Genomic DNA, 18,760 nt, shown 5'->3' with positions numbered 1-18,760 from the left:
ATATATCCTTAAACCTGTACCTGTAAAAGGCAGTATGTGATTTCGGAAGCACGATTCTGCCCGTCATTTTTTTTATCTGAGGCAGCAAACACCTGGATGTGTAAATTAGTTATAGCCTGATATTATAGGTAGTTTTGTACAAGCGGCTTTATGCAATAGAAGCAATTTATACCTACAGCCGTTCACCCAATGCCCTATCACATGAACTTAGATCAGATCTTGCAGCTGGTAAACCAGACGACACAAACCGTCATTCAAGATGAGGCTCCCCGTGTAGACCAGGAGGCACAGTGGCCCGAAGAAAGCATCAGGGCCCTGCAGCGCAATGGTTTGGCCGGATTGGTTGTGCCCCGCGAAGAAGGCGGTATGGGGCAGGGGCTCTACGCACTGGCACGTGCCTGCGAATCCATTGGCACTGTGTCGGCCTCTACGGCGCTTTGCTATGGGATGCACTGCGTTGGGACGGCGGTGATTGCGGCGAAGGCAACTAACCAGCAGCGGAAAGAGTTTTTGCAGCCGATCGCGGCCGGTGAGCACCTGACCACACTGGCCTTGAGTGAGCCCGGCACCGGGTCTCACTTTTATTTCCCGCAGACGCAGCTCCTGCTACAAGCTGATGATGAGTACCTGATTCGCGGCAGCAAAACCTTCGTGACAAACGGAGGCAAAGCGGACTCCTATGTGGTGTCTACAATGGGTATAGAACCTGATGCCACTTTGCATGAGTTTTCCTGCGTGGTGGTTGAAAAGGACCGGAGTGGCCTGGAGTGGGGCGCTGAATGGAAAGGGCTGGGCATGCGTGGCAATTCTTCCCGCAGTCTGACGCTGAATGATGTGCGGGTGCCGTTACAAAACCTGCTGGGGGAGCGGGGTGATCAGCTCTGGTACGTATTTCAGGTGGTGGCTCCTTTTTTCCTGACAGCCATGTCGGGCACTTACCTGGGTATAGCACAGGCAGCCTTTGACAATGTGCGTCAGCACCTGATGGACCGGACGCATCGCCACAGTGGCATGTCCCTGTCACAGCTGGCCCTGCTGCAGCACCGTGTAGGTATGCTGTGGGCCAAGATCGAACGCACCCGCCGCCTGATCTATCATGCCACCGAACTGGCCGACCAGGGTGACCCTGCGGCTGTACTGCCTATATTATCAGCCAAAGCAGAGGTAGCACACTGCGCCGTAGATGTGGTGAACGAAGCCATGACACTAGCCGGTGGCATAGCCTACCGCGACAACTCCCGCCTCGATGTGCTGCTGCGCGATGCACGGGCCGCCCACGTAATGGCACCGACCACCGACCTACTTTATACCTGGCTCGGAAGGGCGCTGCTCGATCAACCTATTCTGGATGGCTAAACCTGGCGGCTAAGATGAAATGTGTCTATTACATAGGACTGCACGAAGATACCCTGCACCTCTTTCAGGAAGAGCTGGAGGAAATCACCTTGCAGGCAGTCAGGGAAGAAGATATACTGCGAGACAGTGCCAGCCTGGCGTCCTGTGACACGCTGCTGGTAGGTGAGCAGGTCCTGAACCCGGTCCGTATCGCACAGGAGTCATACTCCAGAGACAAGGCCATTTCTATCCTGCTGATCAATGATAAAGCAAACCACCAGAAAGTAAAGAACGCCCTTCAGTTTGCGCCCTTTGTGGGACCGACCATACAAGCCGTTACAAATGAACTCGGTACCGGCTTAGTTCCGATCGTGGAGGATGCTGTGCAACGTACCGAACAGCGTCGCAGTTATGTGCGCATTCGATCCGCCAGCTCTTCCATTACGGCCTTTACGCCTAACTACATGGAGAAAGTCCGGGTTAACTACATGGCCCGTGTACTGGATGAGGCACCGATCGGAGCAGCGCTACTGGCAAAGGATGGCACGGTGCTCAACGTGAATAATTACATTGTGCGCCTGCTGGGCCGCACCGACCGGGAAATACTAGGCATTGCCTTTGCCGACCATTTTCCTATAAATGAACGGACCGCTCTGCAGGATTTTATTTCCGACGGTTACCATAGCAAGCAGAAGCGCATTTTTGAGCTGGTAAAAGGTGATACCCACAAGTTCTTGGAGATATCGATTGGTGATATTGATGCCGAAAGCTCCTCTCCTTACAAGATCGTGATCGTTAATGATGTGACAGAGGCCACACAGGCCCGGCAACGCACCTTGGCGCATGTGGATGAACTGCAGAAGCTCAACGAAGAACTCCGGGTAGTGAACGAAGACCTGGACACCTTTGTATACACAGCCTCGCATGATCTCAAATCACCTATCCTGAACATAGAAGGCCTGGTTAACCTTTTGGAGGAAAGCCTTAGTCAGCAACTGGGAGAGGTGCCCGAACTGGAACACATCCGGCGCTCGGTAGAGCGCTTCAAGGCCACGATCGAGGACCTCACAGAAGTAGCCCGCATTCAGCGCAGCTTTGGACAGGAGGCGAGCGAGCTTAGGGTAGCCGACATGGTAGCCGATGTACAACAGCTGCTAAAGCCCGAAATAGACAAAACCGGTGCCGTGATTGAAGTAGACATCCAGCAGGCTCCCCACATTTTATTTTCCCGCAAAAACTTTAAAAGCATACTGCTCAACCTGATGAGCAATGCAATCAAGTACTACGCTCCGCAACGTCAACTTCACATTAAGGTCCGGACTGCTATAGAGCAGGACCGCTTTCTGCTGAGCGTGCAGGACAATGGCCTGGGCATCCCTGCTGGCAGACAGGACAGAGTTTTCCAGTTATTCAAACGGATGCATATGCACGTGCAGGGTAGCGGCATTGGCCTCTACATAGTGAAGCGTATTGTAAGCAACAGCGGTGGCACGGTAACTGTAACAAGTAAGGAAGGGGAGGGCACCACGTTTACAGTTTCATTGCCTGTGCAAATCAAGCGCCTTTAGTCCACCCTCAGCCATTCCAGGGCATCCTCCTCCGCCAGGAAGTAGTGAGCCTGATGGTTCAGGGCAGCCTGCTTTAGCTTCTTGCCTATATTTTCGCTGCTCATTTGCTGCAGGGCATCCGCAGAGGTTATCACCGCCAGTTTTCGCAGGTTCAGTTTAGGGAGCATTTGCTGTGCCGTTGAAATCAGCCAGCCCTGATCTTCGAGCGTGAGCACCCCCAGCCGCTGGTTATTGAGCAGCAGTCGCTCTAAGCGGTGCTCCATCAAGGCGCGGGCTGCCTTGAGCATGCCATACCGGTACTGTCTGCTCTGCGGCGTTTTTTTCCAGCGGATGTTCATGATGCTTTTCGCCTTGTCCAGCATGATCGATACAAAGTCTGTTTCAATGCTGATCAAATCCGGAAGCGGCTCGGGCACGCTGGTCGGGTTACCGCTCTGAGCAGGAGCAACCGCTACAGTGGCCTGGCCTCTGGCCTTCAGTCCCGAGCGTATCATTTTCAAATTGAAGTGAAGTGGAATCCGGATGAAGTCTTCACCCGAAACTGCCTGGTAGTCATCGCCCATCAACCAGCGCAAAGCCACTTCCCGGTCTTCAAACATCCTGGCTTCATAGGGCATTTCTCCCAGTTTCAGTATCGCTTCGCGCACCAGATTACTTTGCTCCTGTGTCGGCACTAAACGGGCTACCTGCCTGATTGAGGTATACTGTAGCGCATCGGTCATGAATTTTTGAGCCCACTGCCGGTCTTCGTTAGACACGTGGTATTGCACCGGTATCTCGACTAATATAAGTTCTGCCTTCAGGATGGCAACTGCACGGGCTAACAGGCGAACAGATTGCCTTAGTTCAGCTGAGGTCGTGATACGTTCCCATTTGCAGCACAGCAGTTTGAACTTCGGACAAAAGCGTACAGAGAGAATATCGGCTTGCTGCTGGTCAGCAGTTGGGTAGAGTGATCTGGAACCAGCATACTGAGGTATTGGGAAATTCAAGAAGGAGATACTCATATTTAACATTTGTTTCATAAGACAGCTGTGCTGTCAGTAGGTTTTGGTAGCGTAATGGTTGTGTGGGATGATTTACCAACCGCAATATAAGTATTTGAGTTCAAGGTGCTTATAAAATATTGTAAACTGCTCGTCCGAAGAAAGAAGCACCAGCCATTCACCATCAGATTCTTGCCGTTCACCCGCTGGAATTCTACTTTGGCCAGTAGTCCGGAACTTGAAAAAATTAGAATGATTTTCGGATAGCATACCAAAAACAGGTAACTACGTAGTATAGCTACTGAACAACAAGCTTGAATTTTTATGAAAACTGGACAAGGACTGCCTGATGTTTCGGAGGCGGATGTAGTACTGATAGGAGCGGGGATTATGAGCGCCACGCTGGGTATGATGCTAAAAGAGCTGCAGCCTGATCTGCGGATCACGGTGCTCGAAAGGCTGGATGAAGCGGCCGCTGAAAGCTCGGACGCCTGGAACAATGCCGGTACCGGCCATGCCGCCTTCTGTGAACTGAATTATACCCCTGAAAAAGCGGATGGTACAACCGATACTTCCAAAGCTGTCAGTATCGCCGAGTCCTTTGAAATATCACGGCAGTTCTGGGCATACCTGATTCAGGAAGACCACATAAAGATACCCGAAAACTTTATCCGGAGTATTCCCCACATGAGTTTTGTGTGGGGCGATGCCAATGTGGAGTTCCTTCGTAAGCGTCATGCTGCCCTTACCAAATGCCACCTGTTTGAGGGGATGGAGTATACAGAGGACTGCGAACAGCTGAAGTCCTGGATTCCGCTGGTAATGGAGGGACGTGACCTGCTGGAGAAAGTAGCGGCTACGCGTATGGACCTCGGCACTGACGTTAATTTCGGCGCGCTCACCCGCTGCATGTTTGAGCAGTTGTGCAAAATGGAGGGTGTGCAACTACACTTCGGCTATGACGTGCGCAGGCTGAAGCAGCGGCCAGACAACCGCTGGAGCGTGCGTGTGAGGCATCGTGAGACACGGGTGAAGCATAAGGTAAGAGCAAACTTTGTCTTTATCGGGGCTGGTGGTGGAGCCCTGCCACTGCTGCTTAAGTCAGGTATACCAGAGGGCAAGGGTTTTGGCGGTTTTCCGGTGAGCGGCCAGTGGCTCAAGTGCACCAATCCGGACGTGGTCGAGCAGCACCATGCCAAAGTGTACGGAAAGGCCTCCGTCGGCTCTCCGCCTATGTCGGTACCCCACCTCGATACCCGTTTTATCAATGGTAAGCGGGAACTGCTTTTTGGCCCTTATGCCGGCTTTACAACCAAGTTCCTGAAGAATGGCTCTTTCTTTGATCTGCCACTCTCACTCAAAGTAAACAACCTGCACCCGATGCTGTCAGCAGGCGTGAAGAACATGCCGCTGACGCAGTACCTGATCAACCAGGTGCGGCAGTCACCCGACGAGCGGGTAGAAGCCTTACGACAGTATTACCCCGAGGCCCGCGGTGAAGACTGGAAACTGGAAGTAGCCGGACAGCGGGTACAGGTCATCAAGAAAGGTCCGAAAGGGGGCGGTGTGCTGGAGTTTGGCACCGAAATAGTCGCTGGTGCGGATGGTTCGCTGGCAGCCCTGTTGGGGGCATCTCCGGGTGCCTCTACGGCTGTTTCCATTATGATCAGCCTGCTCGACCGCTGCTTTCCGGAGAAAATGCAGAGCGAAGCATGGCAGAAGAAGTTGAAAGAGATGATCCCCTCTTATGGCGAGTCCTTGGCCCAGGATGCTGAACTGCTGCGTAAAGTACGCAGTTGGACCAGTGAGGTGCTAGGTCTGCAGAATACAGTTAAAAACGAAGTATAGATAGAAGTCAGATATCGTTATGACTTATTGTTTAGGATCTTATCCGGGGTGATGGGCAGGTCGCGCATGCGTTTGCCTGTCGCGCGGTAGATGGCGTTGGCGATGGCAGCAGCGGTCGGTCCCTGTGCTGTTTCTCCGGCTCCTAGCGGAGGAAGCTCCGGCCGGTCCAGCACCAGTACTTCCACTTCTGGCACCTGCCTGAACCGCAGGATGGGGTAGGTGTCCCAGTTACGGCTCGTTACGCGGCTGTTGTCGTAGGTGACCTGCTCCAGCAGTGTCCAGCTGGCAGATTGTATCATGCCACCCTCTGTCTGGTTTTTAAGTCCGTCGGGGTTGATGGTCTGCCCGGCATCAATAGCACCTACCAGTCGGATCAGCTGTAGTTCCTGCGCCTTCCTGTCATAGGCTACTTCTGCCGCTACCGCAAAGTAGGCCGCCTCGTTCTTGTATTGCGCAAAGGCTATACCTAATCCATGATCGGTTTTAGAGCGCATATCCCAGCCAATTCCTTTTGCAGCAGCTTCGAGTACCGCTTGTCCACGTTCGTCACGGAGGTGCTTCATTCTAAATGTAAGCGGGTCCTGCTTGGCCAGCACAGCCATTTCGTCCATGAATGACTCCAGCGCAAAGATGTTGGCGTAGGCACCCAGTGCACGAAGTGCCGAGGTACGTAGCGGACCAGTAAAAGGGTGGGATACAATCCGCACATCCGGGAAATCATACAGCGGGCTCGCATTGCGGTGGTTGCCGCCTGAGTAGCCTCCGCTTGGCTTCTCAAAAGGGTCTTCCAGGTATTGGGCTGCCAGTAGGTGGCCGGCTTCACCGCCCGGACGGGTGCTGTGGGAGTCTGACCAGATCTGGGTATCCCAACCGACAATTTTCCCCTGCTTGTCCAGGCCGGCCCGTAACTGCAGGACCATGGCAGAACCATAAGGCTCCCAACTGTGCTCATCCTCGCGCATCCACTGTACCCTTACTGGGTAGCCGGACAGACTGCGAGCCAGCAAGGCGGCATCGGCTGCCACGTCGTCAGCGCCGTTATGCCCATAGCAACCTGCACCGGGCACCCCGATCACGTCTATTTGCTCTTTGTCAAGCTGCAGCATGTCTGCGATGGAGTTTCGGAGCGGGTACACGCCCTGGCTGTGTGTCCAGATAGTGAGTCGATTTTCTTCCCACAGGGCCAGGGCGCAGGAAGGACCCATGGAGGCATGCATGTGATAGGGTCGGGTATAAGTGGCTTCGTGCTGGAGGGCGGCTGTTTGGAGGGTGTCTTGTATGCTGTCACTTTCTTCCACGGCCTGCCCTTCGCGCACCTTTTGCATGGCCTGGAACAGCTCTTCCTGTGGAGGCAATGCAGGTCCAGACTCCCACGTGGCTTCAGCCTTCAATGCCTCCAAAGCCTGTATTGCCTGATACTCTTTTGAGGCAATAACGGCAGCAAAACTGCCATTCCGCACCACTCTCAGCACGCCCGGCATTTTTGAGACCCGCTGTTCAGGTATAGCCTGCAGGGTAGCGCCATAGCCAGGCGGGCGAAGAACGCGGGCGTGCACCATCCCCGGTAAGCGCATATTGTGTACAAACACTTCCCCGCCGGTGGCCATTTGAATGATTTCCTGCCTGGGTAAAGGCTGACCGACCAGTTGATAATCGGCAGGGTTTTTTAGGGGGGCGTTGCCACTAATCTTGCCGCTGATCTTTTTGCCGCTGAGCAGTTCCCAGTAGCTGATGCTTTGCTGGCTGTTGCCTTTTGCCTGTACTACTCCATCCCTTACTACCAGTTGGTCAGCCTTCACATTAAGCTTTTCTTCCGCTAATTGTAGCAGGCGCATACGGGCTTCTGCTGCTGCCTGTCTGATGGCCCGGCCACTGCTTTCAATCGAGCGACTGCCCGCTGTGTAGCGTTCGTCAGGCGTCTGCCTGGTATCCGCTGTGATGATGCTCACCCTATCCATGCGCACGTCCAGCTCTTCTGCCGCCATTTGCATCAGGGCGGTGCGTATACCTTGCCCGAGCTCCTGTTTGCCGGTGATGACGGTCACGGTGCCGTTTTCCCGCAGCCTGATCCAGGAGTCAATGTCGTCCGCACCTGCCCGTCCGGGCTGTTCCTCAACTTTAGTCTGGTCGCCATCCTTGTTGTCGGGGCTGCACATGACCATCGGGAAAAGGCTGAATCCGATCAGCAACTGACCGGATTGTTTCAGGAAGGAGCGTCGGTTAACAGGGGGGAGTTGGAAGGAGTCTTTCATGGGGAGGCTTATCCTTTGTTGCTGGTTCCGGCTGCGCGTTGCACTGTCTTCAGTATGCGGGAGTAGGTGCCACACCGGCAAAGCACCTTATTCATTCCTTCTTTTATATCATCCGGCCCTGGCGATGTCTGCCGGTCGAGCAGGGCTTTGGCGGTGACCACCATACCGTTCAGGCAGTAGCCACACTGGGCAGCCTGCTCTTCCTGAAAAGCCAGCTGCAGTGGATGGGGTTTTTCGGCAGTGCCTATGCCTTCGATTGTTGTGATCTTCGCATTTCCGACAGCAGATACAGGCATTACACAAGAAGTTCGCGCCTCCCCGTTTACGAGCACCATACAGGAGCCGCATTGGGCAATGCCGCAGCCGTATTTAGGCCCGTTAAGCTGCAGGTCATCCCGAAGGATATACAGGAGAGGGGTGTCCTTGTCAGCCGTGACAGAAACCTGACGACCATTAATGTTCAATCTGAATTGCTGCGACATGGCGGTGTACTTGCGGTTGGAAGCTTGCTGCTTGCTATAAGCTTATCCTTTTGGGTTACGCTCGGGTATCACTTTGGTTACCAGCTCTGTCCGCCTCTGATAGGTATAGGTATAGGTATAGGTATAGGTATAGGTATAGGTATAGGTATAGGTATAGGTATAGGTATAGGTAGGCGACTCAGAGTAATAAACTACTTAAAACAGCAAAGCCCTCCCGACAGCATTGTCGGGAGGGCTTTGTAAAATAAGCTTAGCGCTGATTACCAGATTCTGATTCTGTTCTCTGGCGCAATGTATAGCTTATCACCTGGCTTCACATTGAAGGCCTTGTACCAGGCATCCATGTTCACTGGTGCACCGATAGTACGGTATTTGCCCGGTGAGTGCGTGTCTGTAAGGATAAGCTGTGCTTCTGTTTCAGGAAGGATGTTGGTTCTCCATACCTGTGCCCACGAAAGGAAGAAGCGCTGATCCGGTGTAAAGCCATCGATCTTCTTGTTCGACTTGCCCTGCTTGGTCATTTTGAAGGCTTCGTAAGCAGCGCTCAGGCCGCCCAGGTCACCAATGTTCTCACCAAGAGTTAGCTTGCCATTCACATGGATCGTGTCCTGTACGGTGTAGTCGTTGAACTGCTTCACCAACTGGTCAGCCTTCTCCTGGAAACGGGCACGGTCAGTGTCCGTCCACCAGTTGCGCAGGTTACCGTCTTTGTCGTATTGGCTACCGGAATCATCGAAACCGTGGGAGATCTCGTGACCGATCACAGCACCGATACCACCGTAGTTTACAGCATCATCCGCGTTTGGATCGAAGAACGGGAACTGCAGAATACCTGCCGGGAACACGATCTCGTTCATCACCGGGCTGTAGTAAGCGTTTACAGTCGGAGGTGTCATACCCCACTTGGTTCTGTCTACTGGCTTGCCCAACTGGCTGATCATGTCATTGTAACCCCACTGGCCGGCGTTACGCACGTTCTGGAAGAAGGCGTTGCGGTTCACTTCCAGACCTTCGTACGTTTTCCATTTCTCTGGGTAACCAACTTTCGGACGGAAGGTATAGAGTTTGGCCAGGGCTTTTTCTTTTGTCTCAGGTGACATCCAGTCCAGACCTTTGATGCGGATCTCGTAGGCTTTGATCAGGTTAGCGATCATTTCATCCATACGAGCCTTTGCTTCAGGCTTAAAGTGTTTCTGTACGTACAGCTGTCCAAGTAGCTCACCTATAGTGCCATCTGTCAGTTGAGACATGCGCTGCCAGCGTGGCGTCTGTACCTTCTGCCCAGACAATGTCTGGGTGAATGCGAAGTTGGCATCTACAAAGTCAGAGCTCAGGTATGGCGCTGCAGACTTCAATACGTTGAACTGCAGGTAAGTCTGCCAGTCAGCAACCGGAGTAGACGTAAGCATGGTGTTCAGCTCTGTGAAGAACTTCGGATTGTTCACCAGGATCGTGTCTTCACCCGTCACTTTCAGCTTAGTCATTAGCTGCTTCCAGTCCATGTTTGGCGTGGTCTTGCTGAAGTCGGCTACGGCAAATTTGTTATAAGTCTTGTGCGGGTCGCGCATCTCAACACGGGCCATCTGCGCCTCAGCCATTTTCTTCTCGATGTTGAAGATGGTCTCAGCATTTTTCTGCGCAGTCGCCTGGTCTGTGCCGGTCAGCGTGAAGAGTTTTGTGATGTAGGTTTTGTAGGCATCCTGAATACGGGTGCTGCGGGCATCATTCTTCAGGTAGTAATCGCGGTCAGGCAGGGTCGTGCCGCCCTGGCTAAGCTGTGGAATCATTACCTCTACGTTCTTGCGGTCCTGGCCCACGTAGAAGCCAAACATAGGAGCTGCGGCACCTGTGCTACGCAGGTAAGCTACCTCGTTCAGTACAGCGTTGATGTCCTGCAAACCTTTGATGCGGTCCAGGTCAGCTTTGATCGGAGTATAGCCCAGCTTGTCGATGGCAGCGCTGTCCATGGCGGCGGCATAGAAGTCACCTACGCGCTTCTCTACTGAACCGGCAGGGGCATTGGTTTTGGCAGCAGATTCGTTCAGAATCGTGCGAACGGCAATGATGTTGAAATCGCGGAGCTGGTTAAAGCTTCCCCAGCGGGTTTCCTTGGCCGGAACCGGGTTGTTACGCAGCCATACGCCATTGGCGTAGGTATAGAAGTCGTCACCAGGCTTCACTTTCGTGTCCATGTTCGACTTGTCGATGAACTTGGCCTGACCGGCAGGGTTACCACCATTCTGTGCGGAAACCTCTACTGCGCAAAAAGTTGCTGCTCCGAAAAGCAACAGTCTCAGGCGGTTTTTCCAGACAGACGACTCTTTCACAGTCTGTGACAGATTAGCAGTATCTTTTGTGTTTTTCATGTTAGATTGATTGTTTTAAAATGCTCAAACAGATGCCCTTTGGACAGGCCTCGTTTGAATGCCCTAAAATAAGGCTAATTAGCGAAATAATGCTGTTTATTTTTTCTTGCCGCTGTGAGCTTACTACCCTTTGGGCGATTCAGGTACCATAACATAGAAATACTGTTTATAGTTTGCTGGCCGGCCATTGCACCTTTAAAATGCTTTGCATGGTAGCATGTCTTTGAAGTGCTCGATCAACTTTGGTCGGGGCCTGATAGTATATTAAAGGTATGTAGCTAACTGCCTTGCATACCCTGTTATTTAGCCTTGCTATACTCATAATGGCTTTCCAGCCTGTGTCTGAAGCCTTACAGCAAAAATCACGCTTAGCTTTGCCGGAAAGCAGGATTACCTATACCTTAAAGCATGCTTTGCATACGGTGAACGGGGAAAGTGCACAGGTTAACAGCCAATTGTTAATGGTTGATGGCAAAGGCATTCAGCAGGTTGAAGTATCGGTGCCAGTGCGCTCTTTTGATAGCGGCAACCGTGCCCGGGACCGTGATATGCTGGAGGTTACTGAAGCAGACAAATACCCAACAGTTTCCTTCGTCAGTTCAAACATCAGTGAGCACAACGGCAACCTGACCGTAACAGGGGAGCTTACTTTTCATGGTATAACCCGGGAGATTCAGTTCGTGGCACAACAGCAAAGGCAGCAGCAACGGCTGCTTGTGACCGGTGGATTTGAGATCAGCTTGGAAGAGTTCAGGATTAAACGACCCTCCATATTAATGATGAAGGTAAAGGACAACCTGCAGGTGGATTTTAACATGCTATATCCGGTTGAGTAGAAATTCGCCTGCTCATCAAGAGTCGCGGACTGTTGTCCAGGTAATAGTCTGCCTCTTCCTGCTCCTCGGCAAAGCCTAGCCGGGTATAGATGCTGATGCCGGCTGCATTGTCAGGATGTACGGTCAGGTATAGGATGGAAGCACCCTGTTTTTCCATCGAGGCCATAGTAGCCGCCATCAGCTTCTCACCAATGCGCTTGCCCCGGTGCGCAGGAAGCACGCCGAGAGAGAGCAGCCAGCCTTTCCTGTTTCCTTTGTCAAGATGTGCCAGCATGTAGCCCACCACTTCTCCTCCGGTTTCAGCCACCAGCAGGTATTCTCCCGTGATATCATAGAACTGTCGCAGCACAAAAAGCGGGTAGCTGTCAGCTCCGAACAACAACTGGTCGATGGCTTTCACTGCCTTTAGATCAGCGAGTTCTGCTTTGCGGATAGTGAGCATTGGAGTAAGCTTAGTCTTGAATGCCCTTCAGCAAATTGATGCTGATCGTAGCCAGGTCAGAGTCCGGGAAGCGACGGAAGGCACCTTTGTCTGGATGCAAACCAGCTTCTCCTGCCACTTTATGAAATACTTCCACCTCTACGATGTATTGATCTGAGAATCCATGGGTTGCATCATAGGCAGTGGCGGCCGTTTTGCCCAGGTTGGCAGCTGCCAGGGCAGGGGGTATGGTGTGCAGTTCCATAGTCAATAGGCCGAACTTATCCACATAAGGCGTCCACTTTTTGAGGTGCTCCAGCAGGTTGTCCTCCACCTCATTGTTGCTTATCCGCTTGCCTCTGAAAGCAAAGGCTCCGGTAGACTGACTCAGGCGGTTCGGATCGCGTTGCGCCGGACGCTCCCAGATCCTGTTATGATCCAGGAAGGTGCGCACGTTAAGGAGCTCGCGCAGGTCAATGTTGTAGTTCTCGCGCAGGTCATCTGCCAGCAGGTCCGGACGACCGATGTCACCCCAGATCACTTTAGCCCAGATATCCGCCTTGATCAGGTTGGCCCGCGTTACTTTGAGAGCAGCCTGGTTATAGTCAGCTCCCACCAGAAAGAGGGGGTGTTGGTCCAGTACTTTACCGCGTTCGGTCTGTCGTTCGATCACATCAAACATGTGCTGCAGAAAGGCGCCGTTACCGCAACCCATGTCCAGTATGCCTTTCGGCTGCTCATGGATAGGCCGGTTGAAAAGCTCGATGATGATCTCGTCGATCACGTTGAAGTAGGTAGCATGCGCGCCGCCGCTGCCCCATACATTCATTTCGCGGTCCACATGCAGTTCAGGTGCTCCCTCCGGTTTGTCCCAGAGCACGTTGGGGTTGCCGAAGATCAGGTCGTCGAGATGGCGGAAGGTAGGAATGTACGATACAGTCACACCATACGCGCTGCCCCGTTTGGCAAAAAACACGCCCTCTTCCGTGTATTCGTACTGGTCGCGCACTTTGCGGAACCAGCCCAGGTGAGCGAACAGATCCAGTATCTTGCGGAAGTCTTCATGATTTTCATGAAATTCCTCCGGGCTGAAGCGGCTTTCCATAAAGTATTTGTGAAACATCCCATTCATACCCAATAACACAATGGTAGGCCCCATCAACAGTCCTTCAATGTGCTTCAGTACCTGTACCTGCACACTTCGCTCTTCTTCGTTGGCAGGTTCTGTCAGTCCGTAGCCCGCCTTATACCTATCTGCTACTTTTGCCCAGAATTGGTAAGGCTCTTTCTCAAACTTGCGGGCGTGATACTGGCCAGAGAGCTGCATCAGCTCCACCACATCTTTATACAGGTGTACCAATGGGAAAGCCATTCGGCCTCTTTCGGTCACACGGTAAGAGATCCGGTCAGCGGCATTGTCGAGGTCCTGTGACAGCCAGCCCTGTGAGCATAGCACTCGCAGCGCCACATTCAGGTAGCCGTCGTTCGCTTTAAACTTAGTCACCAGCTCCTCCAGAGTTGCTTCCTGCTCTTGCAGCAGATAATCTAACACACTGTGTTTGTGTAAGGTATAGGCCGTAGGGGCTGTTACAATACCATCCAGGTGACGGAAGATGGTTTCCCGAAGTTCGCTTTTACTTCTCATATCAAATAGTAACGAATATCATCTTTTTAACTAATCGCAGTCATCCTTCAAGGATAGAAATTTACGGAATATTACACCATCAAACTAAACCACTCAAATAAAATGAAAAGTTTACATGTAACCTTGATAGCAATTGCTTTTGGTCTGGTGACCTCTTGCAACTCTGCCAACGAGCAAGACACGGCGGTGGCGGCCACTGAAACTAATACAGATCATGCAGCGATGGATCATGGAGCTGGCCAATCCGCTGTAGCCGATGACCAGTCGCAGCAGAACGTAGTGCAGGTAGCGGCCGGGTCAAAAGACCACACCACCCTGGTAGCTGCCGTAAAAGCCGCCGGGCTCGTGGATGCCCTGACCAATGCCGGTCCTTTCACTGTGTTTGCCCCGACAAACGCTGCTTTCGATAAACTACCTGCCGGCACAGTAGACGGCCTTATGAAACCAGAGAGCCGCAAGGACCTGCGCAACATTCTGCAATACCATGTATACGTAGGCGTGATCCCTGCTGAGCGTTTTGACAACGACATGAGCCTGGGTCAGGTGAACGGAGGTCGTGTAAACCTTGGCCTGGAAGGTGATCAGCCTACCGTAAACGGTGTGAAGATTCTAGCCTCTATACCTACATCCAACGGCATTATTCACGTAATAGACCAGGTATTGTTGCCGCAGTAAAGAGGCCCTAGCCATAACTTATTGGTTAGCAGGCCTGAGTACCTTGTCTAGGTACTCAGGCCTTTTTTTATATAGACAAACCTGTATTTTAAAATTTAACATATTTTTTAGCATATATTTTAGTTTGTTTTCGTAATAAGTTCTGGATTAAGGATTAACATATCTTCAACCTTAAAAGCAGTGCATTATGAACCACACACCTTTGCAAAACTATGTTAAATGGGGTGCTCTGGCACTGGTACTCAGCCTGAGTGCCTGCGGTCAGCGGACAACCACCCAAACCCCCGAAGCAGCTACAACCACAGCTGAGAACGTCAACACAGTTACGGAGAATACCTCTCCAGCTTCAGCCTACCAGATTCCGGTTGACTACTATACCCTGGACAATGGCCTGAAAGTGGTGCTGTCACAGGACAAGACGGCACCCCTAGCCACTATTGCGGTCTACTATAATATTGGTTTCCGGATCGAGCCTAAGGACCGCACAGGTTTTGCCCACCTGTTCGAGCACATGATGTTCCAGGGCTCCGAAAACCTGGGCAAGATGGAGTTTATTCAGCTGGTGCAGAAAAACGGCGGCATCCTGAACGGCTCTACCCGTTTTGACTTCACCAACTATTTTGAGATCGTGCCGGCCCATAAGTTGGAAACCATGCTTTGGGCGGAAGCTGACCGTATGAAAGGGCTCAACATCACCCAGGAAAACCTGACCAACCAGCAGGGTGTGGTGAAGAACGAAGTGAAGGTGAACGTGTTGAACCAGCCCTATGGTGGTTTTCCGTGGCTTGACATGCCACAGTACGCCAATAAGAACTGGTACAATGCACACAACTTCTACGGCGACCTCGAGGATCTGGACGCTGCCAGTCTGGAGGACGTGCAGTCTTTTTTTGATACGTATTACTCGCCAAACAATGCGGTACTGGTTGTTGTAGGCGACTTCGAAACGAGCGAAGCCAAGCGCTGGATACAGCAGTACTTCGCCGGTATACCTTCCGGGGATGTTCCTTCGCTGCCTGACCTGAGTGAGCCGCGCCAGGAAAAAGAGCAGCGCTTCACCAAAGACGATAAGCTGGCTAACCGTCCGGCTTTGGCCTTCGCCTACCACATGCCTGAGCGCAACTCTCCTGAGTATTATGCGATGGGCCTGCTTGACCAGATCCTGCTGCAGGGCAATGACAGCCGCCTGTACCAGGCACTGGTGCAGGAGCGGGGCTATGCCAGTTCTGTGGATGGCGGCATCAACGCTTTCCTGGGCAACATGTTCAACTACAATGGCCCGATGCTCTGGATGGGCAGCCTGATCCATGACCAGAACGTAAATGCTGACGAAATCGTGAAAGTGGTCGATGCAGAGATACAGAAGTTGCAGCAGGAAGGTATAGACCAGGAGCTGATTGACCTGGCGATCGTGAAAATGCGTTCCTCCCTCTATGATCAGGTAAGTGCTTCCTCCGGTTTTGGAAAAGCAGACCTGCTGGCCACTTTCGCCCTTTTCGACGATGACCCGTCCCGCATCAACCGCTTGGAATCTGAGTTCAAAAAGGTGACACCTGAGCTCCTTCGCAAAACGATAGAGGAGTACCTGCGCCCAACCAATCGTACTGTTTTAGTTGTTAACCCACTTGCAAAAAGCTAAGCGCCATGTATAGAAAGATATTCACCATAACACTGAGCGCCATCCTGACCCTGTCGGCAGGTATGGCCATGGCTCAGAAACAAACGCCGCCGGAAGGGGGCCAGCCGCGTGATTTTAAACTGCCCGCCAAACAGGAATTCGAACTGGATAATGGGCTGTCTGCCGTGATGGTCCCTTACGGCGACGTGCCTAAGGTAGTCGTGAGCATGGTGGTCCAGGTCGGGAACGTGCATGAAACGGAGAAGCAGAACGGCTTGGCCGACATCGTGGGAAACCTGATGCAGGAAGGCACCGCGACACGAAACGCACGGCAGCTGGCTGAAGAAGTAGCCCGCCTGGGCGGCTCAGTATACGTAAGCGTCGGGCCGAATGAAACCTGGATTTCCGGTTCTGCTCTGTCAGAATTTGGCCCGCAACTAGTCGATATCATGGCTGACCTGCTCAAAAATCCGGCATTTCCGGAAGCTGAAATGGCCCGTATAAAAAATGACTTCAAGCGCCAGAATAACCTGTTGCGTCAGCAGCCGGGTGCTACTGCCCAATCCAAATTCAGAGGGGCGCTCTACCCGAACCATCCTTATGGACGTGATTTCCCGACGGATGAAATGATTGATGGGTTCACGAGAGAGCAGGTACAGCAGTTTTACGAGCAGCAGTTTGGAGCCGACCGCACTACCGTATACGTTGCCGGCAAGTTTGACCAGGGGGCCATGAAAGAGGCTGTTACCAATCAGCTGAGCGATTGGCGAAAAGGAGCTGCACCACAAATCACGGTTGCCAAGCCAGTTACGAAGAGCGATATGATCGTCATAGACAGACCGGGGGCTCCACAGTCCACCATTGTGTTTGGTTTGCCGGTTGTGGATCCTTCGCACCCTGATTACATGGCCTTGCGTGTTACCAATTCGCTGTTAGGTGGCTCGTTTGGCTCGCGTATTACCCGTAACATCCGCGAAGACAAAGGCTATACCTACTCACCCTCCAGCTCACTGTCTGCCCGCTACCGGGTAGGAGACTGGGCCCAGGTGGCGGATGTAACCACGGAGCACACAGGCAATTCGCTGCGTGAAATTCTATACGAAATCAACCGACTTGCTACAGAGGCGCCTGCGCCGGAAGAGTTGGAGGGCATCAAAAACTATGAAGCTGGTTTGTTTGTGTTGCGCAATTCCTCTCCATGGGGCATTGTGTCGCAGCTTAATTTCCTGAAGCTCCACGACTTGCCGGATTCATTCCTGGAGAACCAGGTGCAGAACATCCATGCCATTACCCCACAGCAGGTACAGCAGACGGCCCAAAAGTACATGCGGCCTAAAAACATGACCCTGGTGGTAGTCGGCGATAAAAAAGCAATTGATCCGCAGTTGAAGAAATTCCAGGCGGAGCTGAAGAAGAACCCGCTTTAGGCAGCTAGTGCTTATAACTGAAAAAGGGAGCCCTGAACAGTCAGGGCTCCCTTTTTATTTCTTGGGGTAGGTATAAAACAAGAACAGACCCCTTTATCAGGAGTCTGTTCTCTATTGAAAAGATTAGTCTGTAACAATTAACTTTTCAACTTTTAGCCATTCTTTTATACGGCAGCAGTTGCAGGGAGGTTACAGAGTATTTGAAAATATTTTTTATTTGGTGATGACTGCCTTCAGGTTAGCTCCCCAATAAGCATGGTAACCATACACGGTGAGGTACCATTCTCCGGATGAAGGATTGTTAAAAATACATACTTCATCGTCATAATTCGGGTTTACACTGGCACAGTCTGCTGTCCAGCTGTAGCCATTAGAGCGGTTGATAACAGGGGCCTGTCCGCGGCGTACAAATAGGTCCGACAAAGGGCGGCCTCCAGTTTCAAGTCCACTTAGTACTACTTCCAGCTTTTTGGTGCCAGAAGGCACAGTGATCTTATAAGTTTTTGTGCTGTTAAGGGCACCTTCAATATTTTTAACATCTAGCAAGGTGATATTGCCGCCTGTCGGTGTACCCGTACTCGGTGTGCCTGTACTTGGGGTGCTACCTCCTGTGGATGGCCTGGTATTGGTTCTGGCCCAGTTTCTAAGTGCCAATGGGCCATGGTAAACATAAATGCTGTTGCCGTCATAGCTAAAACCATGCTCTTCTGCCTCGCCTTGGCTGGTATACGTGATAGCACTCCAGTCTTCGCTGGACTTTCGGTACTTTACACCGACCATAAAAGGATTGCCAACCCGTAAAGTCGTTTTACCAAGTTGTGTTGTTTTGCCAACTTTCAGGATGTAGGCATTATCACCGATCGCTTCAATCACCATGCCGTCAGGTGATTCAAAAATGCCTTCAAAATCAAGTGCTTCTTCAAAGGCGTCATTAATTAGTTCGCAACTATTCAGGCCAAAGCCGATCAGCAATAGCAACAGCAATTGTACATGTTTCTTCATGGGTATAAGGTGTGTAGAGGTTATTGGTTTGGCAAAGGCAGGAAACGCCCCAAAGTGTTATTTGAGATAAAAGTGATGTTTAATGATGTATAAGAAAATGCAAATATAGCACTGTAAAGTACCTGTGTCAGTACCCAAAGTTGGGTATTTTAAGTTCAATGGAAGAGTAAATTACTGCAGGTTGTGCTTAGAGGGGCACACTGATTTGTCATTTAGATAATTGGGAAGCGCTCAACCGGCAGGATGAAGGGATACTAATCAGAATGGGCAAAAAAAAGAACAGCACCTTCGTAAAGGTG

General features: G+C 51.8%; 15 protein-coding genes. 8 read left to right on the top strand and 7 right to left on the bottom strand.

The window, feature by feature from the left end; translation table 11 throughout:
- Positions 1-201 precede the first annotated feature (201 nt).
- Positions 202-1,356, top strand: a complete 1,155-nt coding sequence (locus Q1A54_RS07975; RefSeq protein ID WP_299986539.1) for an acyl-CoA dehydrogenase family protein — start codon at positions 202-204, stop codon at positions 1,354-1,356.
- 14 nt (positions 1,357-1,370) lie between these two features.
- Positions 1,371-2,903, top strand: coding sequence for a PAS domain-containing sensor histidine kinase (locus Q1A54_RS07970; protein WP_299986537.1), 1,533 nt, complete (start codon positions 1,371-1,373; stop codon positions 2,901-2,903).
- Here the strand turns inward: Q1A54_RS07970 and Q1A54_RS07965 are convergent.
- Positions 2,900-3,928 carry a hypothetical protein gene (locus Q1A54_RS07965; protein WP_299986535.1) on the bottom strand — a complete coding sequence of 343 codons (1,029 nt, stop codon included), beginning with the start codon at positions 3,926-3,928 and terminating at the stop codon, positions 2,900-2,902. The genes Q1A54_RS07970 and Q1A54_RS07965 overlap by 4 nt on opposite strands.
- Positions 3,929-4,213: 285 nt before the next feature.
- Here Q1A54_RS07965 and Q1A54_RS07960 point away from each other — a divergent pair, with 285 nt between their 5' ends.
- Positions 4,214-5,737 (top strand): malate:quinone oxidoreductase, encoded by a 1,524-nt coding sequence (locus tag Q1A54_RS07960; RefSeq protein ID WP_299986533.1) that lies wholly within the window; start codon positions 4,214-4,216, stop codon positions 5,735-5,737.
- Positions 5,738-5,754: 17 nt separating this feature from the next.
- Here the strand turns inward: Q1A54_RS07960 and Q1A54_RS07955 are convergent, their stop codons facing one another.
- Entirely contained in the window at positions 5,755-7,989 is a 2,235-nt protein-coding gene (locus Q1A54_RS07955; protein WP_299986531.1) for a molybdopterin cofactor-binding domain-containing protein, read from the bottom strand.
- A gap of 8 nt (positions 7,990-7,997) precedes the next feature.
- A complete protein-coding gene (locus Q1A54_RS07950) occupies positions 7,998-8,471 on the bottom strand; it encodes a (2Fe-2S)-binding protein (protein ID WP_299986529.1) in 474 nt (157 codons plus the stop codon).
- A gap of 24 nt (positions 8,472-8,495) precedes the next feature.
- Between Q1A54_RS07950 and Q1A54_RS07945 the strand changes: the two genes are divergently transcribed.
- The gene (locus Q1A54_RS07945; RefSeq protein ID WP_299986527.1) at positions 8,496-8,714 is read left to right on the top strand and encodes a hypothetical protein; all 219 of its coding nucleotides are present in this window, start codon (positions 8,496-8,498) and stop codon (positions 8,712-8,714) included.
- 17 nt (positions 8,715-8,731) lie between these two features.
- Here Q1A54_RS07945 and Q1A54_RS07940 read toward each other — a convergent pair whose 3' ends face one another.
- Entirely contained in the window at positions 8,732-10,663 is a 1,932-nt protein-coding gene (locus Q1A54_RS07940; RefSeq protein WP_299986923.1) for a M13 family metallopeptidase, read from the bottom strand.
- A gap of 512 nt (positions 10,664-11,175) precedes the next feature.
- Here Q1A54_RS07940 and Q1A54_RS07935 point away from each other — a divergent pair.
- Positions 11,176-11,673 carry a YceI family protein gene (locus Q1A54_RS07935; protein ID WP_299986525.1) on the top strand — a complete coding sequence of 166 codons (498 nt, stop codon included), beginning with the start codon at positions 11,176-11,178 and terminating at the stop codon, positions 11,671-11,673.
- Here the strand turns inward: Q1A54_RS07935 and Q1A54_RS07930 are convergent.
- Positions 11,648-12,115, bottom strand: coding sequence for an N-acetyltransferase (locus Q1A54_RS07930; RefSeq protein ID WP_299986523.1), 468 nt, complete (start codon positions 12,113-12,115; stop codon positions 11,648-11,650). The genes Q1A54_RS07935 and Q1A54_RS07930 overlap by 26 nt on opposite strands.
- A gap of 10 nt (positions 12,116-12,125) precedes the next feature.
- A complete protein-coding gene (locus Q1A54_RS07925) occupies positions 12,126-13,739 on the bottom strand; it encodes a class I SAM-dependent methyltransferase (protein ID WP_299986521.1) in 1,614 nt (537 codons plus the stop codon).
- Positions 13,740-13,841: 102 nt separating this feature from the next.
- Here Q1A54_RS07925 and Q1A54_RS07920 point away from each other — a divergent pair, with 102 nt between their 5' ends.
- The 3 genes from Q1A54_RS07920 to Q1A54_RS07910 all read left to right on the top strand — a co-directional run bounded on the left by Q1A54_RS07920 (position 13,842) and on the right by Q1A54_RS07910 (position 17,459).
- Positions 13,842-14,414 (top strand): fasciclin domain-containing protein, encoded by a 573-nt coding sequence (locus Q1A54_RS07920; RefSeq protein ID WP_196117854.1) that lies wholly within the window; start codon positions 13,842-13,844, stop codon positions 14,412-14,414.
- Between the two features lie 187 nt (positions 14,415-14,601).
- A complete protein-coding gene (locus Q1A54_RS07915) occupies positions 14,602-16,053 on the top strand; it encodes a pitrilysin family protein (RefSeq protein WP_299986519.1) in 1,452 nt (483 codons plus the stop codon).
- 5 nt (positions 16,054-16,058) lie between these two features.
- Positions 16,059-17,459: a pitrilysin family protein gene (locus tag Q1A54_RS07910; RefSeq protein ID WP_299986517.1), complete on the top strand. Its 1,401-nt coding sequence runs from the start codon at positions 16,059-16,061 to the stop codon at positions 17,457-17,459.
- A 213-nt stretch (positions 17,460-17,672) separates the two neighbouring features.
- Here the strand turns inward: Q1A54_RS07910 and Q1A54_RS07905 are convergent, their stop codons facing one another.
- Entirely contained in the window at positions 17,673-18,461 is a 789-nt protein-coding gene (locus Q1A54_RS07905) for a PPC domain-containing protein (RefSeq protein WP_299986515.1), read from the bottom strand.
- Between the last annotated feature and the right edge of the window lie 299 nt (positions 18,462-18,760).

This window comes from uncultured Pontibacter sp., from assembly GCF_947502515.1.
Lineage (GTDB): Bacteria > Bacteroidota > Bacteroidia > Cytophagales > Hymenobacteraceae > Pontibacter.
The sequence above is the reverse complement of the archived record's forward strand: the minus strand, read 5'-3'. Positions and strand labels throughout refer to the sequence as shown.